This is a genomic window from Streptomyces sp. NBC_00122 (assembly GCF_045160845.1).
Taxonomy (GTDB): domain Bacteria; phylum Actinomycetota; class Actinomycetes; order Streptomycetales; family Streptomycetaceae; genus Streptomyces.
Map to the genome: position 1 here is coordinate 1,577,473 of NZ_CP108191.1, position 23,074 is coordinate 1,600,546.

The following is a 23,074-nucleotide window of genomic DNA, read 5'->3' on the forward strand; positions in this document are numbered from 1 at the left end:
TGATGGGTCTTCCTAGGCCGGGGTCGCGGCCTTCACACGGCGCCGGGCCACCAAGCCCAGCAGCACGTCGACCGCGAGGAACGCCACGAGGCTGATCCCGAGCATCGGGACGAACCAGCCGACCACCGCCGTCACCGCGGCCAGCGGCAGCAGCACCGACACGGGCAGCTTGCGCCAGGCGCCGCGCGGCTGGGCACGGCCCACGGAGAGCTTGCGGTCCTTCGTCGGCCGCCGCAGCCACCACATCCGGTAGCCCCAGAAGACGAGGAGCATCAGCGCGACGGCGAGCGCGGCCAGGGCCAGCTGGTTGACGAGCCCGAAGGTCAGGCCCATGTGCAGGTCGATGCCGAAGCGGGTCATCTTGGCGAGCAGCGGGTAGTCGGCGAAGGGCAGTTCGTCCATGACCCGGCCGTCGGCGGGGTCGATCGCGACGCTGTCCAGGTGCACCGGCACCTGCTTGTCCTTCTCCTTGACCACGTAACCCTTGCCCTTGGCCGGGAGCGTCACCTGGAGGTACTCGGTGACGCCGGCGGCCCGGGCGGCCTCGACGGCGCGGTCGATGCCGATGTCGGCGGTCGGGGCGGGCGGCGGCATCTCCTCGCCGGGGCCCATGGTGTGCCCCGCGTGCTCGTCGCCCCCGGCGGACTCCGGGCCCGGCTTCAGCTTCGCGGAGACGGTGGGGGTGGCCCCGCCGAGGCTGTCCTGGAGCTGCCCGATGTTCTCACCGGCGTACTTCGACCAGGTCAGGCCGGTGGCGGAGAGCACGACGAGCCCGGCGACGGACCAGAGGCCGACCACGCCGTGCCAGGACAGGGTCCGGCGGCGGCCTTCGGCCCCGCGGGCGGGGAGGACGAGCTCCGCCGTGCGCTTGCGGCGGCGGCCGATCCACAGGGCGAGGCCGCCGAGGGCGACCACCCACAGCCAGCTCGCGGCGAGTTCGCTGTAGTTCCGGCCGAAGTCGCCGAGCTGGAGGCTGGAGTGGAACTCGCTCAGCCAGGCCCGCAGCGGCAGCGCGTCGCCGGAGGTGGTGAGCTGCCCGCGCACCTCGGCCGTATACGGGTCGACGAACACGGTGAGGGTCTCGCCCTCCGCGAGCCCCTTGCTCTCCATGATCACGCGGGTGGTGGCGTCGGCCTCGGGCGCGGGCCACACGGAGACGATGTCGCCCTGGGGCGCGGCACCCTTGGCCGCCGCCACCTGGGCGCTGAGCGGCAGCGGGCTCTCGCCGACCTGGGCGACCGTCAGCTCGTCGGAGTAGATGATCTTCTCGGCCTGCCAGGAGCCGGCGTACAGCAGCCCGGTGGCGGCGGCGAGGAACAGCAGGGGGGCGATGAGCAGGCCCGCGTAGAAGTGCATGCGCAGGAGCAGCGGCCGCAGGGCGGCCCAGCCACCGCCGCGGCGCTTGGCTATGCCGGCGGGTTCGGTGGGTCCGGTGGTGTCGGCGTCCGGGGTCCGGACGTCCTTGACCTCGTCAAGGGGCATGAGGGTCCTAAGTGTCGGCGAGACAGGGGAAGCGGCCCCAGGTCTCGCCGTGCGCCACTCAGGCGCAGGCAGGACGGCCGGGGGCCGTGGTGCGGGCGGTCCGGCCCGCGGGCGGCCCGCGGCGCACCACGGCGTGGGCGTGCACGGCCCCGCGCAGGCGGCGGGGGCGTTCGTACGGACGGCGAGGGCGGAAGGCGGGCGGATCGGCCGGGGCCGTCACCCGCGCCCGGAGCAGGGCGAGCGCGCGGGAGAGCGGCCGGGCCGCGTGCAGCGCGGCGGCTCCCAGGATCCGGGCAAGCCGGAAGACGGCGGCCTCGCCCCGGGCCAGCCAGGCGGCGCAGAACAGTCCGGCGAGCGCGTGCGCGGCGATCATCCCTGCCCCGCCGTGCACGGCCATGTCCGCCATGCCGCCCGATGTCCCGGCGGCCATCGCGCCCATGTCCATCGTGCTCATGTCCATCGAGCCCATGTCCGTCGCGCCCATGTCCATGCCGTGCACCGGGCCGTCGCCGGTCATCGCCCCGGACGCGGGCGCCGCCTGGCTCCCGGAGAAGACGAGGTGCAGCGCCGCCTGCACGGTGAGCACCGCCGCGGCGATCCCCACCGGCCCCCGGCGCCGGCCGGCGGCGAGCCAGGCCAGTCCGCCCGTCACCCCGAACGCACCCAGAAGGCCCGTAAGGGGAATTCCACTGCTGGACATGGACGAATGCCCCACCGCACCCAATGCGGTGCACACCGCCGCGAACATCGCGGCCCGCGCGGCGCGCACCGGCGCAGGGTTTCGGGACATGGCCGGATCATGATCCCACGGAGCCCGGTGGTCCGCGTCGGAGGGCCGTATCCGATCATGGACGGGTGAATGCGATTCCACTCGGAGCGGTGTACGCCGGCGGGGTCCAGCTCGGGGCGTACGCCCTGGAGCGGATGGGGCCCACCGAGCGGGAGCGGCTGCTCCTGGACTGCTCGACGAACGTCGACAATCTCGCCGCCGGGCGCTGGGAGACCCTGCTGACCAGCGCGCTGGTCGTCGAGGAGCCCATGCCGCTGCCGTACGCGCTGCTGCTGGTCGCGGTCCTCGGATACGCCGAGTACGCGTACGGCGCCTGGTGGACGGCCGCGGTGTTCCTGTTCGGGCACGCCGCCGCGACCCTCCTCGTGTACGGCGCCCTGCGCGGGACGACCGACCGGCCGACCCGGCGCGCCGTGGACGTGGGGACCAGCTACGGGTTCAACGCGGTACTCGGCGCGCTGACCTCGGCCCTGCCGCGCGGGGCGGTCCGCACGGCCGCGCGGGCGGGGCTGCTGGCGCTCGCCGCCGTGCCCGTGCTCAAACGCGGCCGGACCTTCACGGACGCCGGACACCTGGCGGCGCTCGGAATCGGGATCGGGGTCTCACTGGCCGTCGATTGTCTTTCCAGCCCGAAACATCACAAAATTATATGAATCACCGCACCGTACGAGTCGCTGGAGCATCCACGATGACCGCCACCCCCGCCACCACCGTCGCCAATCTCCGCGACCTCGGCGGCACCCCGCTCTCCGGCGGCCGCACCGTCCGCACCGGCCTGGCCCTGCGCTCCGGCCAGCTCGACCGGCTCGACCTCGACGCCGACCCGGTGGTGGCCGCGCTGGGCCTGCGTACCGTCATCGACTTCCGCACCGATGCCGAGCGCGCCGCCCACCCCGACCGGGTGCCGGCCGGCGCCCGGCTCCTGATCGGCGACGTCCTGGCGGACAAGATGCACTCGGGCCGGGTGCCCGCCGCGGCCCAGCTCAAGGACCTGCTGTCCGACCCCGCCGTCGCCGAGGAGCACTTGGGCGACGGCAAGGCGCAGGCCCTGTTCGGCGACGTCTACCGGTCCTTCGTGCGCTCCGCCTCCGCGCACGCCGCGTACCGGATGCTGCTCACCGAGGCCGCCGACCCCGAGGCGGGCCCGCTGCTCTTCCACTGCACGGCCGGCAAGGACCGCACCGGCTGGGGCGCGACGGTCATCCTGTCGCTGCTCGGCGCCGACGACGAGACCCTGATGGCCGAATACCTGTCGGTGAACCCGGCGGTCAAGCAGGCCTTCGCACCGATGATCGAGGGCTTCACGGCCGCCGGCGGCGACCCGGACATCGCACTCGCGCTGATCGGCGTCTTCCCCGCCTACCTGCGGGCGGCTCTGGACGAGGTCGAGACGCGCTACGGCTCCATGGAGAAGTACGTGCGCGAAGGACTCGGCGTCTCCGACGAGACGGTCGAATCGCTGCGCGCCCGGCTGGTGGTCTGAGCCGCAGCTCTCGCCTCCGGCCCCGGGCGGCTCCCCGCGGTGGCCGGGTGCGAGTGTGCCGCAGACGGGTGACCATCCGACGATTCCCTCGTTCTGCTGAATGTGACTGCGCCGGATACCGCCACCCGCCCCCTGTCTCCCGATGTCGAGCAGGCCGAGGCCGCCATCGTCGAGCACTACCCGCGGCTCGTGCGGCTCGCCTATCTGGTGCTGCCGCCCGCCCTCGGCCGCAACCGGCGGGTGCTCACCGCCCATTCGCTGGTCCAGCGGGCGCTGCCGCGCGGGCGGCGGGACGCGGCCACGGGCGTACGGGGCGGGGTGCCGGGCCAGCGCGGCGGCGAGGGTGACGCCGGGTACGCGTACGTCAGGCTGCGCGTGCTGCGGGCCGCCCTGGAAGCCGGGGTTCCGCTGACGTTCCGCGCCCTGCCCCGGCGCACGCAGCTCCCGCCCGCGCTGCCGCAGGTGTGGGGGCTGCGGCTGTTCCCCCGGTCCGGCGGGGCCGAGGAGCTCGCGCTCGACCAGTGGCTGGCCACCCTCGGCGGGCCCGGCCGCGCCGCCTGCGTGCTGCGGGCCCTGGAGCGGCTGTCCGAGCCGGAAGTGCTCCGGGTGCTCGACGAGGCCGGGGTCGCCGACCCGGCCGCCGCGGTTCTGGAATCGGGGGATCCGGCGAACGACTCCCTGTTCGCCTCCCCCGAGTTCGACCCGTGCGTGCTCCAGGCCCGGCCCACCGACCTGCTGCGCCGGCGCCGGCTCGCGCGGGCCGCCCTCGCCGCCGGGGCCGCCCTCGCCGTGTGCGGGGCGCTGCTCGCGCTGCCCGGCGGGGGCTGGGGCTCGGACGGGGCCGCCGCCCCGCTGTACGCCCGTAACGCCGTGGCCGAACAGGCCCTGGATCCGGGGAAGCTGGTCCGGGCCGCGCCCACGCTCTGGCGTACCTCCTCCCGTACGGACTTCTCCGCCTGGCCCGCCCGCGGCGACCGCGCCGACGACACCGAACTGCTGCGGCGGGCCCTGACCGTCTGGTCCCGGCCCGGCTCCTCCGTGGTCGTCTCGGCCACCCCGGGCACCCCCGCCGGGCCGCCCATGGGACCGGCGCAACTGCTGTTCGCGGGCGCCGTCGACCAGGCGGTCGTGGTGCTGCTCTACGACGGTCTGCGCGTGGTCCGGTACGCCGAACCGCGCGCCGGAACCACCGGCGCGGCCCTCGACTTCGCCCGGACCGACGGGGCCTCGGCGGACACCGCGACCGCCCTCGTGCTCAGCCGGGTCGACGGCAACGTCCGCTATCTGACGGCGCCCTGGGTCACCGGCGCCGCCCTGCGGGACCTGCTCAAGCCGGGCGAGGCCCCCGCGCCGCTGAAGCCGGCCCCGGACGGGGTCACTCCGCCGGTGCCGGGCCCGGCCCCGGCGGGTAGCTGCACCAGCTGGAACGCCCTCGCCCTGACGGGGGACGGCGCCACCCGGCTGATCACCGACCTCGGCGAGCTGACCCCGGCCCGGCTCACCTCGGGCGCGCCGGGTGCCGAGCGCGACGTGACGGAGGCCGCGGAGCTCGGGGACTGGTCCAGGATCGCCTGCCTGCTGCCCTCGGTGCGCTCGCACGGGGTCCGTACGGTCAACGCCTGGACGTACGCCAAGCAGCCGCTGCCCGAGGGCGACGGGACGGCGGCCTGGCTGTGCACACGGGCCGAGACCTGGCAGGGCGCCGAGGACCGGGTGCAGGCGCAGTTCCTGGCGCCGGGCGCCCCGCTCGCCGCGCAGGCGGCCAGGTCGGAGGGGTCGCCGGCCTGCGGTCCGCGGGAGCCGCGGGTGCTGGCGGGCGTGCTGTGGAAGTCCCGCGCGGGCCAGTGGTACGTACTCGCGGCGGGCAGCGCGCAGTTCGCCTCGCTGTCGGTGTCGGGCGGCGGGGTGAGCGGGGCCGCGAACGGGAACCGGCTCGCGGTCAAGGCGCCGGCGGGGGCACAGGTCGACCTGACGGGCAAGCTGACGGACGGGACGAAGGCGGGGGTCCTGCGTTAGGAAGTGGCGGCAGAGGGGTTTTCCTCGCCTGTACCCATCAGTACATTGACGCCATGTCTAATAGGCCGCTCGCGCCCGCCCCCGTGGCGTCGGAACACATGGACCTGAGCCCCCGGAACGTGTCCTTCGGCTGGGAGGACACCCCGCTCCACTGGCTGCCCCACGACCCGTTCGCCGGGCACATGATCAATGTGCTGCACCTGCTGCTCCCCGCGGGTGAGCGGTGGTTCGTGCACGTCTACAAGCAGGTGCTCCCGTACATCGAGGACGAGCGGCTGCGCGCGGACGTCGTCGGCTTCATCGGCCAGGAGGCCATGCACGCCGCCGCGCACGACGACGTACTCCCCCACCTGAAGCGGCTCGGGCTCGACCCGACCCCGTACACGGCGCAGGTGGACTGGCTCTTCGAGAAGCTGCTGGGCGACCGGACCCTGCCGCCGGGCCGGGCCCGGCACTGGTGGCTGATGGAGCGCGTCGCGATGATCGCGGCGATAGAGCACTACACGGCGTTCCTGGGCGACTGGGTGCTGAACGCCGACGAGCTGGACCGGCGGGGCGCCGACCCCACCATGCTGGACCTGCTGCGCTGGCACGGCGCGGAGGAGGTCGAGCACCGCTCGGTGGCCTTCGACCTCTTCATGCACGTGGACGGCAACTACCGGCGCCGCGCCCGGACCTGGGCGACGGGCTTCTCGGCACTGGTCTTCCTCTGGCAGCGCGGTGTCCGCTTCTTCATGGAGAACGACCCGCACCTGGTGGACGGCAAGGCCTCCTTCGGGCAGTTCTTCCGGGCCGGACGGCAGGGCGTGCTCCCGTCCACGGGCGCGATGCTGAAGTCCATACCGAAGTACCTGTCCCGGACGTACCACCCCTCGCAGGAAGGCTGCACGGCCCAGGCGGTGGCCTACCTCGCCTCGTCCCCCGGCGCGAACGGCGGGGTGAAGGCATGAGGCGCGCCCTGACGGTCGCGGCGGTCGCGGGAGCGGCCTGGGCGGCGAAGCGGGCCCTGCACGGCCGCATCGCGAAGTCCCCGCTCTGGCCGCTGCCCGCCCTGGAGACCCCGGTCTCGGGCTACTCGCCGCGCCGCCCGCTGCGCGCTCTGATCGTCTCCCGTACGGAGCCGGCGGAGGGCGTACTGGAGCTGACCCTCCAGTCGTCCGAGCTCCCGGCGTGGACCCCGGGCGCGCACGTGGACGTCACCCTGCCCTCCGGTCTGGTCCGCCAGTACTCCCTGTGCGGCGACCCGGCGGACAGCGGTACGTACAGGATCGCGATCCGGCTGGTCGAGGACGGCCGGGGCGGCTCCCGCGAGGCGCACGCGCAGCTGGTCGAGGGCGCCGAGCTGGAACTGCGGCCGCCGCGCAACCGCTTCGAGCTGGTCCCGGCGGCCTCGTACGTGTTCGTCGCGGGCGGCATCGGCATCACGCCGATCCTGCCGATGCTCCGGGCGGCCACGGCGGCGGGCGCCGACTGGACCCTGCTGTACGGGGGCTGCTCGCGCGCGTCGATGCCCTTCCTGCCCGAACTCGCCCTCCACGGCGACCGGGTCACGGTCCTCCCGCAGGACGAGGCGGGCCTGCCCGACCTCGCCCCGCTCTCGGCGGCCCGGCCGGGCACGCTCGTCTACTGCTGCGGCCCGGAACCCCTGATGCGTGCCGTCACGGCCGCGGTCCCGTCCGGTGTCCCGGTCCACCTGGAACGCTTCACTCCGGCGGCCCCCGGCCCGGCCGAGGCCTTCACGGTCGAACTCCACCGCTCGGGCCGCGCCCTGGAGGTCGGCGCGGCGGAAACCACCCTGGCGGCGGTCCGCCGCGCCCTCCCCAACACCCCGTACTCGTGCGAACAGGGCTTCTGCGGCACCTGCCAGCACCGCGTCCTGTCGGGCGAGGTGGACCACCGCGACGAGCTCCTCACGGACCGGGAACGCGAGGACTCGATGCTCCTGTGCGTCTCCCGCGCGAAGGGCGCCCACCTCACCCTGGACCTCTGACCAGTCCGAGTAGGGTGTCCGCATGACAACCGGGGTGCGGCGCAGGATGGGTGTCGAGGAGCGGCGGCAGCAGCTGATCGGGGTTGCCCTGGAGCTGTTCAGCAACCGGTCCCCCGACGATGTGTCGATCGACGAGATCGCGGCGGCCGCGGGGATATCGCGGCCGCTCGTCTACCACTACTTCCCGGGCAAGCTCAGCCTGTACGAGGCCGCGCTGCGGCGGGCCGCCGACGAGCTGGCGCAGCGGTTCGTGGAGCCCCGGGAGGGGCCGCTCGGGGCCCGGCTGCTGCGGGTGATGGGGCGGTTCTTCTCCTTCGTCGACGAACACGGCCCGGGCTTCTCCGCGTTGATGCGCGGCGGTCCCGCAGTGGGGAGCAGCCAGACCAACGCCATGATCGACGAGGTGCGGCAGGCGGCGTACGAGCAGATCCTCGCGCACCTGGGCATCGGCGTCGACGACCCGCCGGCCCGGCTGGAACTCGTCGTGCGGTCCTGGGTGTCGCTCGCCGAGTCCACCGCGCTGATCTGGCTGGACGGGCGGAAGATCCCGCGGTCCGAGCTGGAGTTGCAGCTGGTGCACGACTTCGCCGCGCTGGCCGCCGTGAGCGCCGCGTACGACCAGGAGATGGCGGGAATCCTCGTGAAGATCCTGGCCCACGAGCCCGCCGACGGGCCCTTCGGGGAGCTGGTCGGGCGGCTCGGTGCGCTCGTTCCGAGCGGGGTGCCCGGCCCGCGGTGAACCCGCCTCCGGGGGCCGGTCATGATCATCGATAATGCTCGCGTGATCATTGACGACGGGATCTTGTTCCGGCCGGCCGTGGAGAAGGACGCCGGCACCCTGGTGACGATGTACGACCAGGCCGCCCGGTGGATGCGGGCCAACGGGATAGACCAGTGGAAGCCCGGCGACAAGGACGCCGCCCACTTCCGTGCGCGGATGGGCGACGGCGAAGTGTGGCTCGGCGGGGACTGCGACGGGCGGGTGGTCGGGGCGTACGAGCTGTGGTGGTCCGACGAGGATGCCTGGGGCGTCCAGCCGCCGGTCGCCGGGTACGTGCACCGGCTGATGGTGGAGCGCCAGACCGCGCCCGCCGGGGCCGGGCGGCGCCTGCTCGAACACGCCGAGCGGCGGATCGCCAGGACCGGCCGGGAGCGGGCGCGGCTGGACTGCGTCTCCACCAACCCCCGGCTGCTCGCGTACTACCAGGGTGCGGGATACCGGGTGGTCGGGGAGCTCCCCAACAAGGTGGGGAAGGACGGCAGGGTCTACGGGGTGATCCTGCTGGAGAAGCGGCTCGACCGGCTCAGCGTCGTGTGAAGACCGAGACGGTGCGGGCGGGGACGGTGAACTCTCCTGTCGTCTTGTCGTACGTGGACCGCTTGACCGTGGCGTCGGAGCCCGCCGCCTGGACCTGGTGCAGGGTGTAGGCGGTGCCCGCGAGGACGGGAACGCGCTGGGGCTGGGCGGTCGGGGTGGCGTTGAAGACCACCACCAGGTCGCCCAGGGTCATGGTGATCACGCCCGGGGTCTCGTCCTTGCCCGAGAGGGGGAAGGCCAGCCGCGACTGGACCGCCTGCGCCGTGGTGAGGGCGAACTCCGGCTCGGTGGTGCGGATCTTCAGCAGATCGCGGTAGGCCGCCGAGGTGCCGTCGATGTCCGCGCAGGTGGGGGCCGGGCCGGTCAGCAGGGGCTTCGCGTACAGCCACTTCGAGGCGTTGTCGGCGGCCGGGGGCAGGCCGCGGCCGAAGCCGTTGCCGCCGCGGCAGTCCCACTGGATGGCGTTGAACCAGTCCCCGCTGTCGTAGGAGTTGCGGTCCAGGGACTTGGAGCGGAGCAGGTCCGTACCCGCCTGGGAGAGCGCCGGTCCCTGGGAGAGCGTGGCCGTCGCCAGGGCCAGGACCTGCATCCGGGCCTTGTCCTGCGAGGAGGTGGCCGGCGGCAGTTTGTAGGTCAGGGCGTCGGCGAGGGTCTCGTTGTCATGGGCGTCCGCGTAGGCCAGGGCGTCGCCGGGGGCGGCCGCGTAGCCGGCCGGGGCGCCGTTGTAGTCGAGCTCGGAGCCCTTGATCCGGCGGCCGGCGGTGTCGGTGAAGGAGTACGAGGCGAGGTTGCCGGACAGGCCGACCTTGATCAGGTCCTGGTCGTGCAGGAGGCGGGCCTTCTGCTCGGCCGGGGTGCCGTTGGCCGGGGATCCGTTCGGCGCCGTGAACAGGCCGGAGGCGAAGCCCTGGACGCGCGGGTCCTCGTCGAAGGGGCCGCCGCCGCGGACCGCGTCGCGCGCCCGGTCGGAGAAGGTGGCGATGCCGGTGCCGGCCATGTTCTTCTGCGTGGCCTGGACGAAGCGGGCGTCGTCGGCGACCTCGCCGAAGTTCCAGCCCTCCCCGTAGAGGACGATCTTCTTGCCGTCGACCCCGTCCTTGGCGACGGTCAGCTCGTCGAGGGCCTTGCGGACGGCCAGGATGTTGGCCTTCGGGTGGTGGCCCATCAGGTCGAAGCGGAAGCCGTCGACCTTGTACTCCTTCGCCCAGGTGACGACTGAGTCCACGACGAGGCGGCCCATCATCGCGTTCTCGGGGGCGGTGTTGGAGCAGCAGGTGGAGGTGGCGACGCTGCCGTCGGCCAGCAGGCGCTGGTAGTAGCCGGGCACGATGCGGTCCAGCACGGACTTGTCCGACTGCCCGGACGCCACCGTGTGGTTGTAGACGACGTCCATCACCGTGCGCAGCCCGGCCCCGTTCAGCGACTGGACCATCCTGCGGAACTCGACCGTACGGGCCGTGCCGTTCGGGTCGCTCGCGTAGCTGCCCTCGGGGACGGTGTAGTGCAGCGGGTCGTAGCCCCAGTTGTACGCGTCCTTCGCGGCCGCGGCGGCCACGCAGGCCTGCTGCTCCTGCGAGTCCGGCGCGTATACCTTCAGGTCGCAGGCGGGCTCGGTGCGGTCCCCGGGCTTCTCCGGGATCGTGCCGATGTCGAAGGCGGGCAGCAGGTGGACGTACGAGGTTCCGGCGGCGGCGAGGTCACGCAGGTGCCGCATGCCCGCCGAGCCGGTGTCCGTGAAGGCCAGGTACTGGCCGGGGTGCGTGCTGGTGCGGTCGGCGACGGAGAAGTCGCGGATGTGCAGCTCCTGGATCTGCGCGGAGGTGAAGGGCACCGGCGCGGGCTTGCGCAGCTGCCGCCAGCCGGGCGGGGCGAGCTTCGGGTCGGCCAGGTCGACGGCCAGGCTGTGGGTGGAATCGGTGGTCAGGGCGGTGGAGTACGGGTCGGTGACGAGGTTGCGGACCACCTGCCCGGTGCTCGGCGCCCAGACGGTGACGGCGAAGCGGTAGGGCTTCCCGGTCCAGGAGCGTTCGCCGCGCACCGACCAGACGCCGGTCGCGTCGTCGCGGCGCATGGCGACGGTGCGGCCGTCGAGTTCGAGGGCGACCTGCTGGGCGGTCGGGGCCCACACCGAGAGGGTGGGGCGGCCGTCCTTGAAGACGGGGCCGAGCGGGGTGTTCGTCGCGTACAGGTCGTCCAGGACTCCGGCGAGCTGTACGCCGGTGGCGGCGAGGACGGCGCCGTTGGCGGCGCGGGCGCTCGCGACGAGCTGGCCGCGCAGGGCTTCGCGGACGCGGTCCCGGTCGCGGGGATCGACGGTGAAGGCGGTGTACGCGGCCAGGTGCGGGAACTTCTGCTTCTGCGCGGCGGTGAGCTCGGACCGGGTCAGCCGCAGCCACTCGGCCCGGCCCGTCAGGGTGCCGTTCTCGGCCTTGACCGCGCCTTCGCGGGAGGCGAGGAGCTGCGCGGAGGCGGCGGCCGCGGGGGCGTTCCAGGCCAGGGTGTCGCGGTCGATCCAGACGGCCTGGGCCTTGGTGAGGTCGAGGGCGGCGCCGGCACCCGCGGGCTGCGGCAGGAGGTACTTCTCCTTGCCGCCCAGCATCCACACCTCGTGGCCGGTGGCCTTCAGGTCCAGGGACTGGTCGGTGGGGAGGTCCTTCTCGTCGCCCTTGTGGAGGATGTAGCTCAGGGAGGTGGAACCGGCGGCGAGCGGAACCTCGTACACCGCGCCGTAGGAGTCGGTACGGGTGGGCAGCAGCGGCTTGGACCAGTCAGTGGGGCTCGCGGCGCCGGTCCAGACGTGCAGGCCCCAGCCGTCGTAGGCGCCGTCGGGGCGCTGGTAGTGCAGGACGGCCTTCGCCGTGTCCTGCGGCGGGTAGGCGGGACGGTCGGTGCGGGCGGGCTCCTTGCCCTGCTCCAGCCAGATCTCGCCGTTCTTCGTCACGTCGATGGTGCGGTCGGCGGCGACGTCCTTGGTGCCGTCCTTGTCGATGACGAGGTAGCCGACGGAGGAGGCGCCGGGCTTCAGCCTGACGTGGGCGAAGGCACCGTAGGCGTCGCGGCCGGTGAAGTCGTGTCCGGCGGGCCAGGGAGTGGCCTCGCCCTCGGCGAGGTCGCCCCAGGCGTAGAGGCGCCAGTTCGTGTAGTCGCCGTCGGGGCGGTTGTAGTGGACGACCGCGTAGTCGCGCTGGGTGGCGGTGGGGACCTCGGTGGGCGGGACCTGCCCGGCGGTGGACCCGGCGAGGGAGCTCGCGGTCCGGCCCGCGGAGTCGACGACGACGGCCTTGTAGCGCAGGGCGGTGCCGGCCGGGGCGGTGACGTGCTGGGTGACCCTGTACGGGGCGTGGTCGGCGGAGCCGAGGACCTGCCACCTGTCGGTGCCGGTCTGCGCGGCGAAGACGACCCGGTTCAGGCCGCCGCCGGAGACGTCCGCGGTGAGCTCGACGGTGCCGGTGGCGCCCGGGGCCGGGGCCTTGAGGGTCAGGGCGGGCTTGGCGGCGGGGACCGCGAGCGGTGCGGTGCCCTGGAGCACTACCGAGCCGAAGGCCGGGACGACGACGTTGAGTTTGCCGGCCGCGGAGGCCCGGATCAGCGCGGTGCCGCCGTACAGGGTGCGGTACTGGGCGCCCGCCGGGGCGTCGATCTCGACGGTCCGGGACTCGGCCGCGTTGTTGGCGGCGACCAGGTACTCGGTGCGGCTGCGCGTGTCCGTGCGGGCGAAGGCGTAGACGGAGCCGTCGGCGAGGCGCTCGCTCTGGACGCCGTCACGCAGGGCCGGGTGGGCCTTGGTCAGCTTCGAGAGAGCACTGATCTGCTGGTAGAGCGGGTGACCCGGATCGTAGGCGTCGCTCGCGTGGGTGCGCGCCGTTCCGAGCTGGTCGTCGTCCAGGTAGTCGGCGACCTGGGAGGCAAAGAGGGGCTGGCGGGCGTCCTTGTCGCCGCCCGCGCCGGTGAAGCCCTGCTCGTCGCCGGAGTAGATCACCGGATTGCCCCGGGAGAAGAACATCAGCTCGTTCGCGAGCCGGTAGCGGTCCAGCAGCTCCTGCTCCTGCGCGCCGGGCCGGTCCTGCTTCAGGAAGCCGGCGAAGCGGCCCATGTCGTGGTTGCCGAGGAAGGTCACCTGCTCGTAGGCGTTGGCCTTGCCGGAGGTGTACCGGTAGTCGTCGCCCAGGACGGAGGCCAGCCGGCCGGCTCCCGCGCCCTGTGAGGCGTACGCGCGGATCGCGTCCTGGAGCGGGAAGTCGAGGGTGGCGTCGAGGCGCCCGCGCGTCACGTACGGGGAGGTGACCGCGGTGTCGGCGGAGTAGACCTCGCCGAACATGAAGAAGTCGTCGCGGCCGCGCTTGGCGGCGTACGTGTCGAGGGCGGTCGCCCACTGGGTCCAGAACTCGGTGTTGACGTGCTTGACCGTGTCGATGCGGAAGCCGTCGATACGGAAGTCCTCGACCCACTTCTCGTAGATCTTCTCCATCCCGCTGACGACCTCGGGGCGCTCGGTCCACAGGTCGTCGAGGCCGAAGAAGTCGCCCTGGTCGGAGGATTCGCCGGCGAAGGTGGAGTCGCCCCGGTTGTGGTACATCGTCGGGTCGTTGAGCCAGGCGGGGACCTTGGCGTTCTTCTTCGCGTCCGGCACGAAGGGGGTCCTCGGGAAGGACTTGGCGTCCACCTTCGGGAACTTCCCCTTTCCTCCGGCGTAGTCCTTGTCGTCGAAGGGCACGCCGTCCTTCGTCAGGTACGGGAACGCCCCCTTCGACAGGTACGAGTAGGACGCCTCCCGGTAGTCCACGACGTCGGCGGTGTGGTTGGTGATGACGTCGAAGAAGACCTTCATCCCCTTCCCGTGCGCCTTGTCGATCAGCCGCTCCAGGTCCGCGTTGGTACCGAAGTGCGGGTCGACCTGGGTGAAGTCGGTGATCCAGTAGCCGTGGTAGCCGGCGGAGACGTCGTTCCCCTTGCCCTGCACCGGCTGGTTCTTGAAGATCGGCGCCATCCAGATGGCCGTGGTGCCGAGCCCCTTGATGTAGTCGAGCCGGTCGGTCAGCCCCTTGAGGTCACCGCCCTGGTAGAAGCCCTTGTCCGTCGGGTCCAGGCCGGTCTGCAGGCGGGAGCCGGTCAGGCCGCCCCGGTCGTTGCCCGGGTCGCCGTTCGCGAACCGGTCCGGGAGCACGAAGTAGAACTGTTCCCGGGTCAGGTCGTGCCGGGCCGGTTCGGCGGCCAGTTTCGCGTCCGAGGGCGGCGCGGGCGCCTGAGCGGCGGCCGAGGCCGCGGCGGGGAGGGCGGGCAGGAGCGTCACGGCCAGGGCGGCGGCGAGCACTCCTGCGGCAGGGCGTATCAAGGCGGTTCTCCTTGTGTACGTGTCGCATGGATGAGGGCCGCCCGACGTGGCAGGGGATGGTGGTGCCGGGCGGCCCTGGTCTGTGGAGCGGCGGCTCAGTTGCGCCAGGTGTCGGTCAGCGTGACCTTGCCGCTCGCGGGGACGGTGGCGGTGCGGTTGGCTCCGCTCTCCCAGGTGACGTTGCCCGCGGCGTCCTTGCGGACGTACTTGTACGCGAAGGCGGTGCCGGCCGGGAGGGTGACGTCGAGCTTCCAGACGGGGTAGGCCGCCGGGTCGAGCTTGAGGGCGGCCGCGGTGTTCCAGGAGCCGAGCTCGGCGCGGTCGCCGGTGACGTAGATGTTCTGGCCGGGGACGGTGGTCGCGTTGACGGCGAAGGAGGCACCGCTGGTAGCCGTCGGCGGCGGGGTCGTGCCGCCGGAGCAGGTACGGGCACCCGTGTGCAGGGCGACGGCCGTCCCGGCGGGGAGGGTGGCGGTGAACTGGCCGCCGGAGTTCACGGTGACCGTGCGGTTGTTCTGCACGTCGCAGTAGTCGCCCGCCGCGAGGGAGGTCTGGAAGGTGCGGGTCAGGGCCGAGACCTCGTGGTTGATCGCCACGTACGCCTTGGAACCGCGCCCGAAGGCGATCTGGTCGCCGCCGTTGTCCCACCAGTCGGTGACGGACTGCCCGCGGGCCGCGTTGCGCAAGCCGACCATGGAGGAGATCTCCCGCCAGGCGTGCTGGCACTTCCAGCCGTCCGCGTAACAGGCGTTCACCGTGCCGCCGTTCGGCGGACCGGCGTCCTTGTCGGTCCACTCGTAGCCGGAGTGGACGTCCGGGGAGCCGTAGGGCCAGGCCAGCATGAACACGCTGGCGAGGGTGTAGTCCGAGCCGTTCTTGTAGTTGAGGGTGTCCCCGCCGCGCTCGGTGTCGTGGTTGTCGACGAAGACGGCCGACTGGGCGGAGGGCATGTGGCCCCAGGCCTCGCCGAAGTTCTTCAGGTAGGCGAGGTTCTCGTTCTGGAAGACCCGCTTGAGGTCGCGGGCGTAACGGAACTCCTGGACGTCCCCGTTGCCGAGGTACTCGCTCGGCGAGACGGCCTCGCCCGCGCCGTAGATCGCCTCCTGCTTCCAGTAGACGCCGGGGTTCGTCAGCCGGGACTTGATGTTGGCGAGGTCGGCGGCGGGCATGTGCTTGGCGGCGTCGATCCGGAACCCGTCGACGCCGAGGGAGGCCAGGTCGTTGAGGTAGCCGGCGATCTTTCCGCGTACGTGGTCCTCGCCGGTGTCGAGGTCCGCGAGCTGGACGAGCTCGCAGTTCTGGACGTTGGCACGGTCCTGGTAGTTCGAGATCGTCGCCCGGCAGTCGTCCATGTCGGAACCGGAGTAGATCCCCGGGTAGTTGTACTTCGTGTACGAACTCCCGCCGGTGCCGGTGCCGTCGGCGGCGGCCATGTGGTTGATCACCGAGTCCGCGACGACCTTCACGCCGGCGGCGTGGCAGGTGTCGACCATGCTCTTGAAGGCGGTCCGGTCGCCGAGCCTGCCGGCGATCTTGTAGCTGACGGGCTGGTACGAGGTCCACCACTGGGGGCCCTGGATGTGCTCCTGGGGAGGCGAGACCTGGACGTAGCCGTATCCGGCGGGGCCGAGGGTGTCGGTGCAGGCCCGGGCGACGGAGTCGAACTTCCACTCGAAGAGGACGGCGGTGACGTCCTTGTCGCCGGGAGGCGCGGCGGCGGCCTGCGGCGCTTGCGCGGTGAGGGTGGCCGCTGCGACGGCCAGGGCCGCGAGGGCGGCGGCTCTGCGGGGGCGGGGCATGTGGGGCCTCCTGGCGGAGAGGGGGGATTGTGGCGACCGTAGGGGCCGCGCCCCAGCCCTGCAAGACCTTGCGCAAGAGATTGCAGAATTGTTTCGTGAAGGTGGCCCCCGGGTGTTGTCGGTGGTGGCTGCGACCCTTGGGCCCATGGAGATGCAGCTGACGATCGACTGCGCGGACCCCCGGCGCATGGTGGCCTTCTGGACCGGAGCGCTCGGGTACGTACCGGAGCCCCCGCCCGCCGGGCACGCGACCTGGCGGGCCTACTGGCAGGACATGGGCGTGCCCCCGGAGGAGCTGGGCGAGGACGCCGGGGAGACCCCGGAGTCGATCGTCGACCCGGAGGGCCGCGGCCCGCGCATCTGGTTCCAGCTCGTCCCCGAGCCGAAGACCGTCAAGAACCGCCTCCACCTCGACCTGAAGGTCGGCGGCGGGCGGGACGTGGACATCGCCCTGCGCAAGGAGCGGGTCACGGCCACGGTGGAGCGGGTCACCGCGGCCGGTGCCACCATCCTGCGGATCATGGACGAGCCGGACATGCCGTACTACGCGGTCGTGCTCCAGGACCCCGAGGGCAACGAGTTCTGCGTGGTCTGACGCGGGGCGCCTGGCCGCCCCCGGCGGCTCAACCTGACGGGCCCGCCGGGGGCGGGGACGGGGCGGGGTGTCGGCCGGGACGTAAAACGTGATTTGTGGCGCCTGCCAGGCCCGTAAGGGCCGAAGCCTGGCCCAGGGCGCCATAAATCATGCAGTCCCGGCCGACACCCCGCCCCGGCACCGACCCCGGCCCCGCCCGAGCAAGGGCAAGGGCAAGGGCAAGGGCAAGGGCTATGCCGGGGCCTGGGCCGTCGAGCCCCTGACCACCAGTTCCGGCTGGAAGATGTACTCCGTGCGCTGGACGGGGGTGCCGCCCACCGCCTCCAGCAGCGCGCCCACCGCCGCCGTCGCCATCGCCCGTACGGGCTGGCGCACCGTCGTCAGCGGCGGGTCCGTGAACGGGATCAGCGGCGAGTCGTCGAAGCCGACCACCGAGACGTCCTCCGGCACCCGCAGCCCCCGCTCGCGCGCCGCGCGGATGACGCCCAGCGCCATCGGGTCGCTGCCGCACACGATGCCCGTGCAGCCCCGGTCCAGCAGGGCGATCCCCGCCGCGTGGCCGCCCTCCACCGTGAACAGCGTCCGCTGGATCAGCCCCTCCGCATCCGCCGAAGGACGGGCCGCGACGAAGCCCTGCTCCTTGCGGGCCGACGGCACGTACCGCGTCGGCCCGATCGCCAGGCCGATCCGCCGGTGCCCCAGGTCCTCCAGGTGCCGTACCGCCATGTCCGCCGCCGCCCGGTCGTCCGGGGAGACGAACGGCGCGCTGATCTGCTCGTTGAAGCCGTTGATCAGCACGAAGGGCGTACCCCGGGCGGCCAGTCGCTGGTAGCGCGCCGGATCCGCCATCGAGTCAGCGTGCAGCCCCGACAGGAACACGATCCCCGTGACCCCGCGCTCCTCCAGCTGCTCCACCAGCTCGTCCTCGGTGGCACCGCCCGGAGTCTGCGTGCACAGCACGGGCGTGTACCCGTGCCCGGCCAGCGCCTGCTCTATGACCTGCGCGAACGCCGGAAAGATCGGGTTGGTGAGCTCCGGGATCAGCAGCCCCACCAGGCCGTTGCTGCGCCGCCGCAGCCGTACGGGCCGCTCGTAACCGAGCAGGTCGAGCGCGGCCAGCACCTTGTGCCGGGTGCCGGCTGCCACGCCCGACTTGCCGTTGAGCACGCGGCTGACGGTCGCCTCGCTGACCTGGGCCTGCGCGGCGATGTCCGTCAGCCGGAGGGGGGAGGTCACCCCGACGTCACCTGCCACCACACCGTGGTGTCGGCCGGCAGCACGCCGTCCTCGACCGCCTCGCCGCTGGACAGCAGGGCCTCGCCCTCGACGGGGAACCGTACCGCCGTGCCGGTGGTGTTGGCGGTGCAGAGGAAGTCCCCGCGGCGGAAGACCAGGACGCCGGCGGGAGCGTCCTGCCAGTCCACCGACTCGCCCGCGCCCAGGTCCGGGCGCTCGCGGCGCAGCCGCAGGGCGGTCCGGTACAGCTCCAGGGTGGAGGACGGGTCGCCGGTCTGCGCCTCCACGCTCAGCGCCGCCCAGGAGTCCGGCTGCGGGAGCCAGCTTCCGCCGGTGCCGAAGCCGTACGGGGCCTGCGTACCCGACCACGGGATGGGGACCCGGCAGCCGTCGCGGAAGCCGTCCTGTCCCGCCGCGCGGAAGAACGACGGGTCCTGGCGGACCTCGTCCGGCAGGTCGGTGACGTCGGGCAGGCCGAGTTCCTCGCCCTGGTAGACGTACGCCGAACCGGGCAGCGCCAGCATCAGCAGGGTCGCCGCGCGGGCCCGCCGCAGACCGAGCTCACGGTCGCCGGCCTCGCGCAGCTGCGTGCCGAGGCCGGCGGGGTTGGCGAAGCGGGTGGCGTGCCGGGTGACGTCGTGGTTGGACAGCACCCAGGTGGTGGGGGCGCCGACGGGGCGCATCGCGGCCAGGGAGCCGTCGATGACCTCGCGCAGTGCGTCCGCGTCCCAGTCGGCCGTCAGGTACTGGAAGTTGAACGCCTGGTGCATCTCGTCGGGGCGGACGTAGCGGGCCGTGCGCTCGACGGTCGGGGTCCATGCCTCGGCGACCAGGACGCGGTCGCCCTCGTACTCGTCGAGGATCCGGCGCCAGGAGCGGTATATCTCGTGGACGCCGTCCTGGTCGAAGAAGGGCATGACGTCGTTGCCGAGCAGCTTGAGCTGGTCCTTGGCGCCGAGGTCGGGCAGACCGGGCGCCTTGACCAGGCCGTGGGCCACGTCGACGCGGAACCCGTCGGCGCCGAGGTCGAGCCAGAACCGCAGGATGGAGCGGAACTCGTCCTGGACGGCCGGGTGCTCCCAGTTGAAGTCGGGCTGCTCGGGTGCGAAGAGGTGCAGGTACCACTCTCCCCCAGCCTCCGGCTGGGAGGTGCCCCCATCGCCTGCCGGCGCCGCGACCCGGGTCCAGGCGGGCCCGCCGAAGATCGACTCCCAGTCGTTGGGCGGCAGTTCGCCGTTCTCACCCTTGCCGGAACGGAAGTGGAAGCGCTCCCGCAGCCGGGAACCGGAGCCTTCGCGCAGCGCCTGCTTGAACCATTCGTGCTGGTCGGAGCAGTGGTTCGGGACGAGGTCGACGATGATGCGCAGGCCCAGTCCGTGGGCCTCGCGGATCACGGCGTCGGCGTCGTGCAGGGTGCCGAACATCGGGTCGATGGCCCGGTAGTCGGCGACGTCGTAGCCCGCGTCGGCCTGCGGGGAGGCGTAGAACGGGCTCAGCCAGACGGCGTCGACACCCAGTTCCTTGAGGTAGGGCAGGCGGCTGCGGATGCCTTCGAGGTCCCCCATGCCGTCCCCGTTGGAGTCGGCGAAGCTGCGCGGATAGACCTGGTAGATCACCGCTTCTCTCCACCAGCCGGGCAGGGTGCCGCTGGAGGTGGGAAGTGCGTCGGCGAGGTGCTGGGTCATGTCGTCCTTGAAGAGATCGGGCCGGAAAGGTGAGCAGGCAGGGAGGTCAGCCCTTGGTGGCGCCTGCGGTCATTCCGGCGACGAGGTGACGCTGGGCGAAAACGAAGAAGATCGCCGCGGGGATGGCGATGAGGACCGAGGCGGCGCTCATCGCACCCCAGTTGGAGGTGTACTGCGTGACGAAGGTCTGCAGTCCGCCTGCCAGGGTGAGGTTCTCCTCGCCGACCATGAAGGCGGAGGCGTACGCCACTTCGCCCCAGGCGGTGATGAAGGCGTAGAAGCCGGTGACGGCGAGGCCGGGCTTGGCGAGCGGCAGGATGAGCCGCCAGAACGTGCCGAAGGGGTTGAGCCCGTCGACGCGGCCGGATTCGTCGATCTCCACCGGGATGGTGTCGAAGAAGCCCTTCATCATCCAGGCGCAGAACGGCACGGCGATGGTGAGGTAGGTGATGATCAGACCGATCGGCTGGTTGAGCAGGCCGAGGTCGCCCATCAGGTTGTAGAGCGGCACGATGAGGATCGCCATCGGGAACATCTGCGTGATGAGCAGGGTCCACATCAGCGGCTTCATGCCGGGGAACTTGAACCGGCTGACCGCGTATCCGGTGGTGGCGGCGATGAACACACCGAGGACGGTGGTGACGCCGGCGACCAGGACAGAGTTGGCGAACCAGCTGAGGAAGTGGCTCGACTCCAGCAGGTACGTGTAGTTGCCGAGGCTCGGTTCCTTGACGAAGTCCGTGGTGACCGCGTACTCGGCGGGCTTGAGCGAGGTCAGCAGGATCCACAGCACCGGGAAGACGGCGATGACGGACGCGACGAGCAGCGTGAGGTGCAGGCCGACGGAGGCGAGCGGGGCGCGGGCGCCCCGAGTGCGGGTGGTCATGGTCACCACACCTCTCCCTGCTTGCGCAGCGAGCGCCGGTAGACCAGCGCGAAGATCATGAGCAGGGCGAGGATCAGCACGCCCCAGGTCGCGGAGCCGGCGAAGTCGCGCGGGCTCGCGATGAACGCCTCGCGGAAGGCCTGCGTCACCAGGATCTCGGTGGAGTCACCGGGTCCGCCGCGGGTGAGCAGGAAGATCACCGGGAACATGTTGAAGGTCCAGATGGTGGAGAGCAGGATCACCGTCATGCTCACCGCGCGCAGCCCGGGCAGCGTGATGTGCCGGAACCGCTGCCAGGCGCTCGCGCCGTCCATCTCGGCGGCTTCGTAGAGCTCACCGGGAATGGACTGCAGTCCGCCGAGGAGGGCGACCATCATGAAGGGGACGCCGAGCCAGACGTTGACGGCCACGACCGAGAACTTGGCCCAGGTCGGGTCGTCGAGCCACGGGATGGCGGCGATGCCGCCACCGTCGAGGATCTTGTTGAGGATGCCGTTGTCGCGGTTGAAGAGGAACCGCCAGGCGAAGACCGAGACGAAGCCGGGGACGGCCCAGGGCAGGATGAGCGCCATCCGGTAGGCGGCGCGGCCCCGGAAGTCCCGGTTGAGCATGTTGGCGAGGACCAGGCCGAGGGTGAAGGTGATCGACACGCACGCGACGGTCCACATCACCGTCCACACCAGCCGCTGCAGGAACACCGGGTCGCCGAGCACGGCCGTGTAGTTGTCGAGTCCGACGAACTCGTACGAGGCCTCGATGTGGCGCGCGCCGATGGTGCGGGCCACGTTGCGCTCGTTGGCATCGGTCAGCGACAGGTAGACGCCGCGGACGAGCGGCCAGCCGATGATCACGCCGAGGACGAGCACCACCGGGGCGACCATGGCCCAGGCGTACCAGTGGGTGGCGAGGGCACGCCTCAGTCCGCCGCGCCTGACGTTGCCGACGCTGTCGCTGTCAGTCCTGCGGCTCGGGCCGCGGGCGGCGACGTCGTTCTCGACGTCGTCGCCCGCGGCCTTCGCCACCGACTGGCTGGTGTGAGCAGCCATGGTTTCGTTACTTCCAGCCCTTGAGGATCTTGCGGAACTCGACACCGGCCGCCTTGGCCGCATCCTCGGGGCTCGACGCCCCGGTGATCGCCTTGGTGTATTCGACCTTCAGCGGCTCGAAGAGGGAGCCGTTCTCCGGGATCCAGGCGCGCTCGACGGCCTTGTCCACGGCCGGCTTGAAGAACTGCACCATCTCGCTGCCCTTGACGTCCGGCTGCTCGTAGGCGGCGGTACGGGTCGGGAGCAGGCTCAGCTCCTTGGCGGACTGGACCTGGACCTCCTGCGAGGTCATGTAGTCGACGAAGGCGTGCGCGGCGGCGCGGTTCTTGGAACCGGCGTAGACGCCGAGGTCGTGGCCGCCCTGCGGGGCGCCGGCCTTGACCGAGCCGGCCGGGACGGCGGCGACGCCGAGGTTGGCCTTGTCCTTGAACTGGTCGCCCGCGTAGGTGTCGGCGACCGCCCACGGACCGTTGATCATCATGGCGGCCTCGCCGGACTTGAAGGCCGTCTGCATGTTGGTGTAGCCGTCCGTGGCGTTGGTGACCGCCGCACCGGAGGTGACCAGGTCACGGGCCGTCTTGAAGGCCTTGACGCCCGCCGCGTTGTCGACGGTGACGGTCTTGCCCTTCGCGTCGACCAGGTCGCCGCCCTCGCCGTAGATCAGCGGGAGGAACCAGTAGGAGTCGTCGCCGCGCAGGTAGAGACCGGCCTTGCCGGACTTCGCCTTGATGGCCGCGGCGGCGGTCTTCAGCTCCTCCAGCGTCTTGGGGGGCTGGACGCCGGCGTCGGCGAGCATCTTCTTGTTGTAGAAGAGGCCGAGGGTGTCGATGACCTGCGGCACGGCGTAGGTCTTGCCCTCGAACTTGGCGCTGGCCGCGGCCTGCGGCAGGAAGTCGGTGTCGACCTTCTTCGCGCTCTCCGCCGGTACCTCGTCGAGGTAGCCCAGCGAGGCGAAGTCGGCGACCCAGCCGACGTCGGCGCGGATGACGTCGGGGGCGTCGGAGCCGCTGCTGAAGGCGTTCTTGACCTTGTTCTGTGCGTCGCCGTACGGGACGTTGACGTACTTGACGGTCACCTTCGGGTGCTTCGCGGTGAACGCCTCGGCGATCTTCTGGAAGCTCGCCTTCTCGGCGTCGTTCGAGGTGTCCCACCAGGTGACCGTGCCGGAAAGCTCGCCGCCGGCCTTGGTCTCAGCACCGTCGTCCTTGGTGTCACCACCGCAAGCCGTCGCCGCGAGCGCCAGGGTCGCGACCAGCGCGGTGGCCGCTATGCCACGCCGCATATGAACTCCTTCGATGATCCCGGCCGCGCCCTCGCGGTCCTGAGTTGCCAGGAACGTAACAAGACTGAAAGCCGTCCGAAAGAGCTTGCGGCAATTTTCTGCAAGAGGCCCTGATCGTTACATCCGTGTGTCCG

At 71.9% G+C, this 23,074-nt stretch carries 17 protein-coding genes; 8 read left to right on the top strand and 9 right to left on the bottom strand.

The window, feature by feature from the left end:
• Window positions 1-12: 12 nt before the first annotated feature.
• Window positions 13-1,482 carry a PepSY-associated TM helix domain-containing protein gene (locus tag OG737_RS07465; protein ID WP_405680026.1) on the bottom strand — a complete coding sequence of 490 codons (1,470 nt, stop codon included), beginning with the start codon at window positions 1,480-1,482 and terminating at the stop codon, window positions 13-15.
• Window positions 1,483-1,540: 58 nt separating this feature from the next.
• The gene (locus OG737_RS07470; protein WP_405680025.1) at window positions 1,541-2,272 is read right to left on the bottom strand and encodes a hypothetical protein; all 732 of its coding nucleotides are present in this window, start codon (window positions 2,270-2,272) and stop codon (window positions 1,541-1,543) included.
• A gap of 65 nt (window positions 2,273-2,337) precedes the next feature.
• Between OG737_RS07470 and OG737_RS07475 the strand changes: the two genes are divergently transcribed.
• The 7 genes from OG737_RS07475 to OG737_RS07505 all read left to right on the top strand — a co-directional run bounded on the left by OG737_RS07475 (window position 2,338) and on the right by OG737_RS07505 (window position 9,079).
• Complete coding sequence (locus OG737_RS07475) at window positions 2,338-2,925, top strand: rhomboid-like protein (RefSeq protein WP_328925344.1); 588 nt, start codon at window positions 2,338-2,340, stop codon at window positions 2,923-2,925.
• Window positions 2,926-2,960: 35 nt separating this feature from the next.
• Entirely contained in the window at window positions 2,961-3,755 is a 795-nt protein-coding gene (locus OG737_RS07480; RefSeq protein ID WP_328925345.1) for a tyrosine-protein phosphatase, read from the top strand.
• 102 nt (window positions 3,756-3,857) lie between these two features.
• Complete coding sequence (locus OG737_RS07485) at window positions 3,858-5,771, top strand: hypothetical protein (protein WP_405680024.1); 1,914 nt, start codon at window positions 3,858-3,860, stop codon at window positions 5,769-5,771.
• A gap of 53 nt (window positions 5,772-5,824) precedes the next feature.
• Entirely contained in the window at window positions 5,825-6,721 is an 897-nt protein-coding gene (locus OG737_RS07490) for a metal-dependent hydrolase (RefSeq protein WP_405680023.1), read from the top strand.
• Window positions 6,718-7,761: a PDR/VanB family oxidoreductase gene (locus tag OG737_RS07495; RefSeq protein WP_405921318.1), complete on the top strand. Its 1,044-nt coding sequence runs from the start codon at window positions 6,718-6,720 to the stop codon at window positions 7,759-7,761. Before OG737_RS07490 ends, OG737_RS07495 begins: the two co-directional genes overlap by 4 nt.
• A 22-nt stretch (window positions 7,762-7,783) precedes the next feature.
• Window positions 7,784-8,500 (top strand): TetR/AcrR family transcriptional regulator, encoded by a 717-nt coding sequence (locus OG737_RS07500; RefSeq protein WP_328925348.1) that lies wholly within the window; start codon window positions 7,784-7,786, stop codon window positions 8,498-8,500.
• A gap of 42 nt (window positions 8,501-8,542) precedes the next feature.
• Window positions 8,543-9,079: a GNAT family N-acetyltransferase gene (locus OG737_RS07505; protein WP_328925349.1), complete on the top strand. Its 537-nt coding sequence runs from the start codon at window positions 8,543-8,545 to the stop codon at window positions 9,077-9,079.
• On the opposite strand, the gene pulA is transcribed toward OG737_RS07505, so the two are convergent.
• Complete coding sequence (gene pulA, locus OG737_RS07510) at window positions 9,066-14,411, bottom strand: pullulanase-type alpha-1,6-glucosidase (protein ID WP_405921319.1); 5,346 nt, start codon at window positions 14,409-14,411, stop codon at window positions 9,066-9,068. The genes OG737_RS07505 and pulA overlap by 14 nt on opposite strands.
• Window positions 14,412-14,506: 95 nt before the next feature.
• Window positions 14,507-16,210, bottom strand: coding sequence for a carbohydrate-binding module family 20 domain-containing protein (locus tag OG737_RS07515; protein WP_405921320.1), 1,704 nt, complete (start codon window positions 16,208-16,210; stop codon window positions 14,507-14,509).
• Window positions 16,211-16,361: 151 nt separating this feature from the next.
• Here OG737_RS07515 and OG737_RS07520 point away from each other — a divergent pair, with 151 nt between their 5' ends.
• Window positions 16,362-16,805, top strand: a complete 444-nt coding sequence (locus tag OG737_RS07520) for a VOC family protein (protein ID WP_405681428.1) — start codon at window positions 16,362-16,364, stop codon at window positions 16,803-16,805.
• A 231-nt stretch (window positions 16,806-17,036) separates the two neighbouring features.
• On the opposite strand, the gene OG737_RS07525 is transcribed toward OG737_RS07520, so the two are convergent.
• The 5 genes from OG737_RS07525 to OG737_RS07545 are packed head-to-tail and all read right to left on the bottom strand — an operon-like array spanning window position 17,037 to window position 22,940.
• Complete coding sequence (locus tag OG737_RS07525) at window positions 17,037-18,041, bottom strand: LacI family DNA-binding transcriptional regulator (protein WP_328925353.1); 1,005 nt, start codon at window positions 18,039-18,041, stop codon at window positions 17,037-17,039.
• Complete coding sequence (locus OG737_RS07530; RefSeq protein ID WP_328925354.1) at window positions 18,038-19,726, bottom strand: glycoside hydrolase family 13 protein; 1,689 nt, start codon at window positions 19,724-19,726, stop codon at window positions 18,038-18,040. Before OG737_RS07530 ends, OG737_RS07525 begins: the two co-directional genes overlap by 4 nt.
• A gap of 46 nt (window positions 19,727-19,772) precedes the next feature.
• Window positions 19,773-20,612 (bottom strand): carbohydrate ABC transporter permease, encoded by an 840-nt coding sequence (locus OG737_RS07535; protein WP_328925355.1) that lies wholly within the window; start codon window positions 20,610-20,612, stop codon window positions 19,773-19,775.
• Window positions 20,613-20,614: 2 nt separating this feature from the next.
• The gene (locus OG737_RS07540; protein ID WP_405921321.1) at window positions 20,615-21,658 is read right to left on the bottom strand and encodes a carbohydrate ABC transporter permease; all 1,044 of its coding nucleotides are present in this window, start codon (window positions 21,656-21,658) and stop codon (window positions 20,615-20,617) included.
• Between the two features lie 7 nt (window positions 21,659-21,665).
• Window positions 21,666-22,940, bottom strand: a complete 1,275-nt coding sequence (locus OG737_RS07545; protein WP_328925357.1) for an extracellular solute-binding protein — start codon at window positions 22,938-22,940, stop codon at window positions 21,666-21,668.
• Window positions 22,941-23,074 lie beyond the last annotated feature (134 nt).

Excerpts from the sequence above, each read along its gene's own strand:
- OG737_RS07465 (WP_405680026.1), bottom strand. The coding sequence starts at position 1,482 with ATGCCCCTTGACGAGGTCAAGGACGTCCGGACCCCGGACGCCGACACC.
- OG737_RS07470 (WP_405680025.1), bottom strand. The coding sequence starts at position 2,272 with ATGTCCCGAAACCCTGCGCCGGTGCGCGCCGCGCGGGCCGCGATGTTC.
- OG737_RS07480 (WP_328925345.1), top strand. The coding sequence starts at position 2,961 with ATGACCGCCACCCCCGCCACCACCGTCGCCAATCTCCGCGACCTCGGC.
- OG737_RS07490 (WP_405680023.1), top strand. The coding sequence starts at position 5,825 with ATGTCTAATAGGCCGCTCGCGCCCGCCCCCGTGGCGTCGGAACACATG.
- OG737_RS07495 (WP_405921318.1), top strand. The coding sequence starts at position 6,718 with ATGAGGCGCGCCCTGACGGTCGCGGCGGTCGCGGGAGCGGCCTGGGCG.
- OG737_RS07500 (WP_328925348.1), top strand. The coding sequence starts at position 7,784 with ATGACAACCGGGGTGCGGCGCAGGATGGGTGTCGAGGAGCGGCGGCAG.
- OG737_RS07515 (WP_405921320.1), bottom strand. The coding sequence starts at position 16,210 with ATGCCCCGCCCCCGCAGAGCCGCCGCCCTCGCGGCCCTGGCCGTCGCA.
- OG737_RS07520 (WP_405681428.1), top strand. The coding sequence starts at position 16,362 with ATGCAGCTGACGATCGACTGCGCGGACCCCCGGCGCATGGTGGCCTTC.
- OG737_RS07530 (WP_328925354.1), bottom strand. The coding sequence starts at position 19,726 with ATGACCCAGCACCTCGCCGACGCACTTCCCACCTCCAGCGGCACCCTG.
- OG737_RS07535 (WP_328925355.1), bottom strand. The coding sequence starts at position 20,612 with ATGACCACCCGCACTCGGGGCGCCCGCGCCCCGCTCGCCTCCGTCGGC.
- OG737_RS07540 (WP_405921321.1), bottom strand. The coding sequence starts at position 21,658 with ATGGCTGCTCACACCAGCCAGTCGGTGGCGAAGGCCGCGGGCGACGAC.
- OG737_RS07545 (WP_328925357.1), bottom strand. The coding sequence starts at position 22,940 with ATGCGGCGTGGCATAGCGGCCACCGCGCTGGTCGCGACCCTGGCGCTC.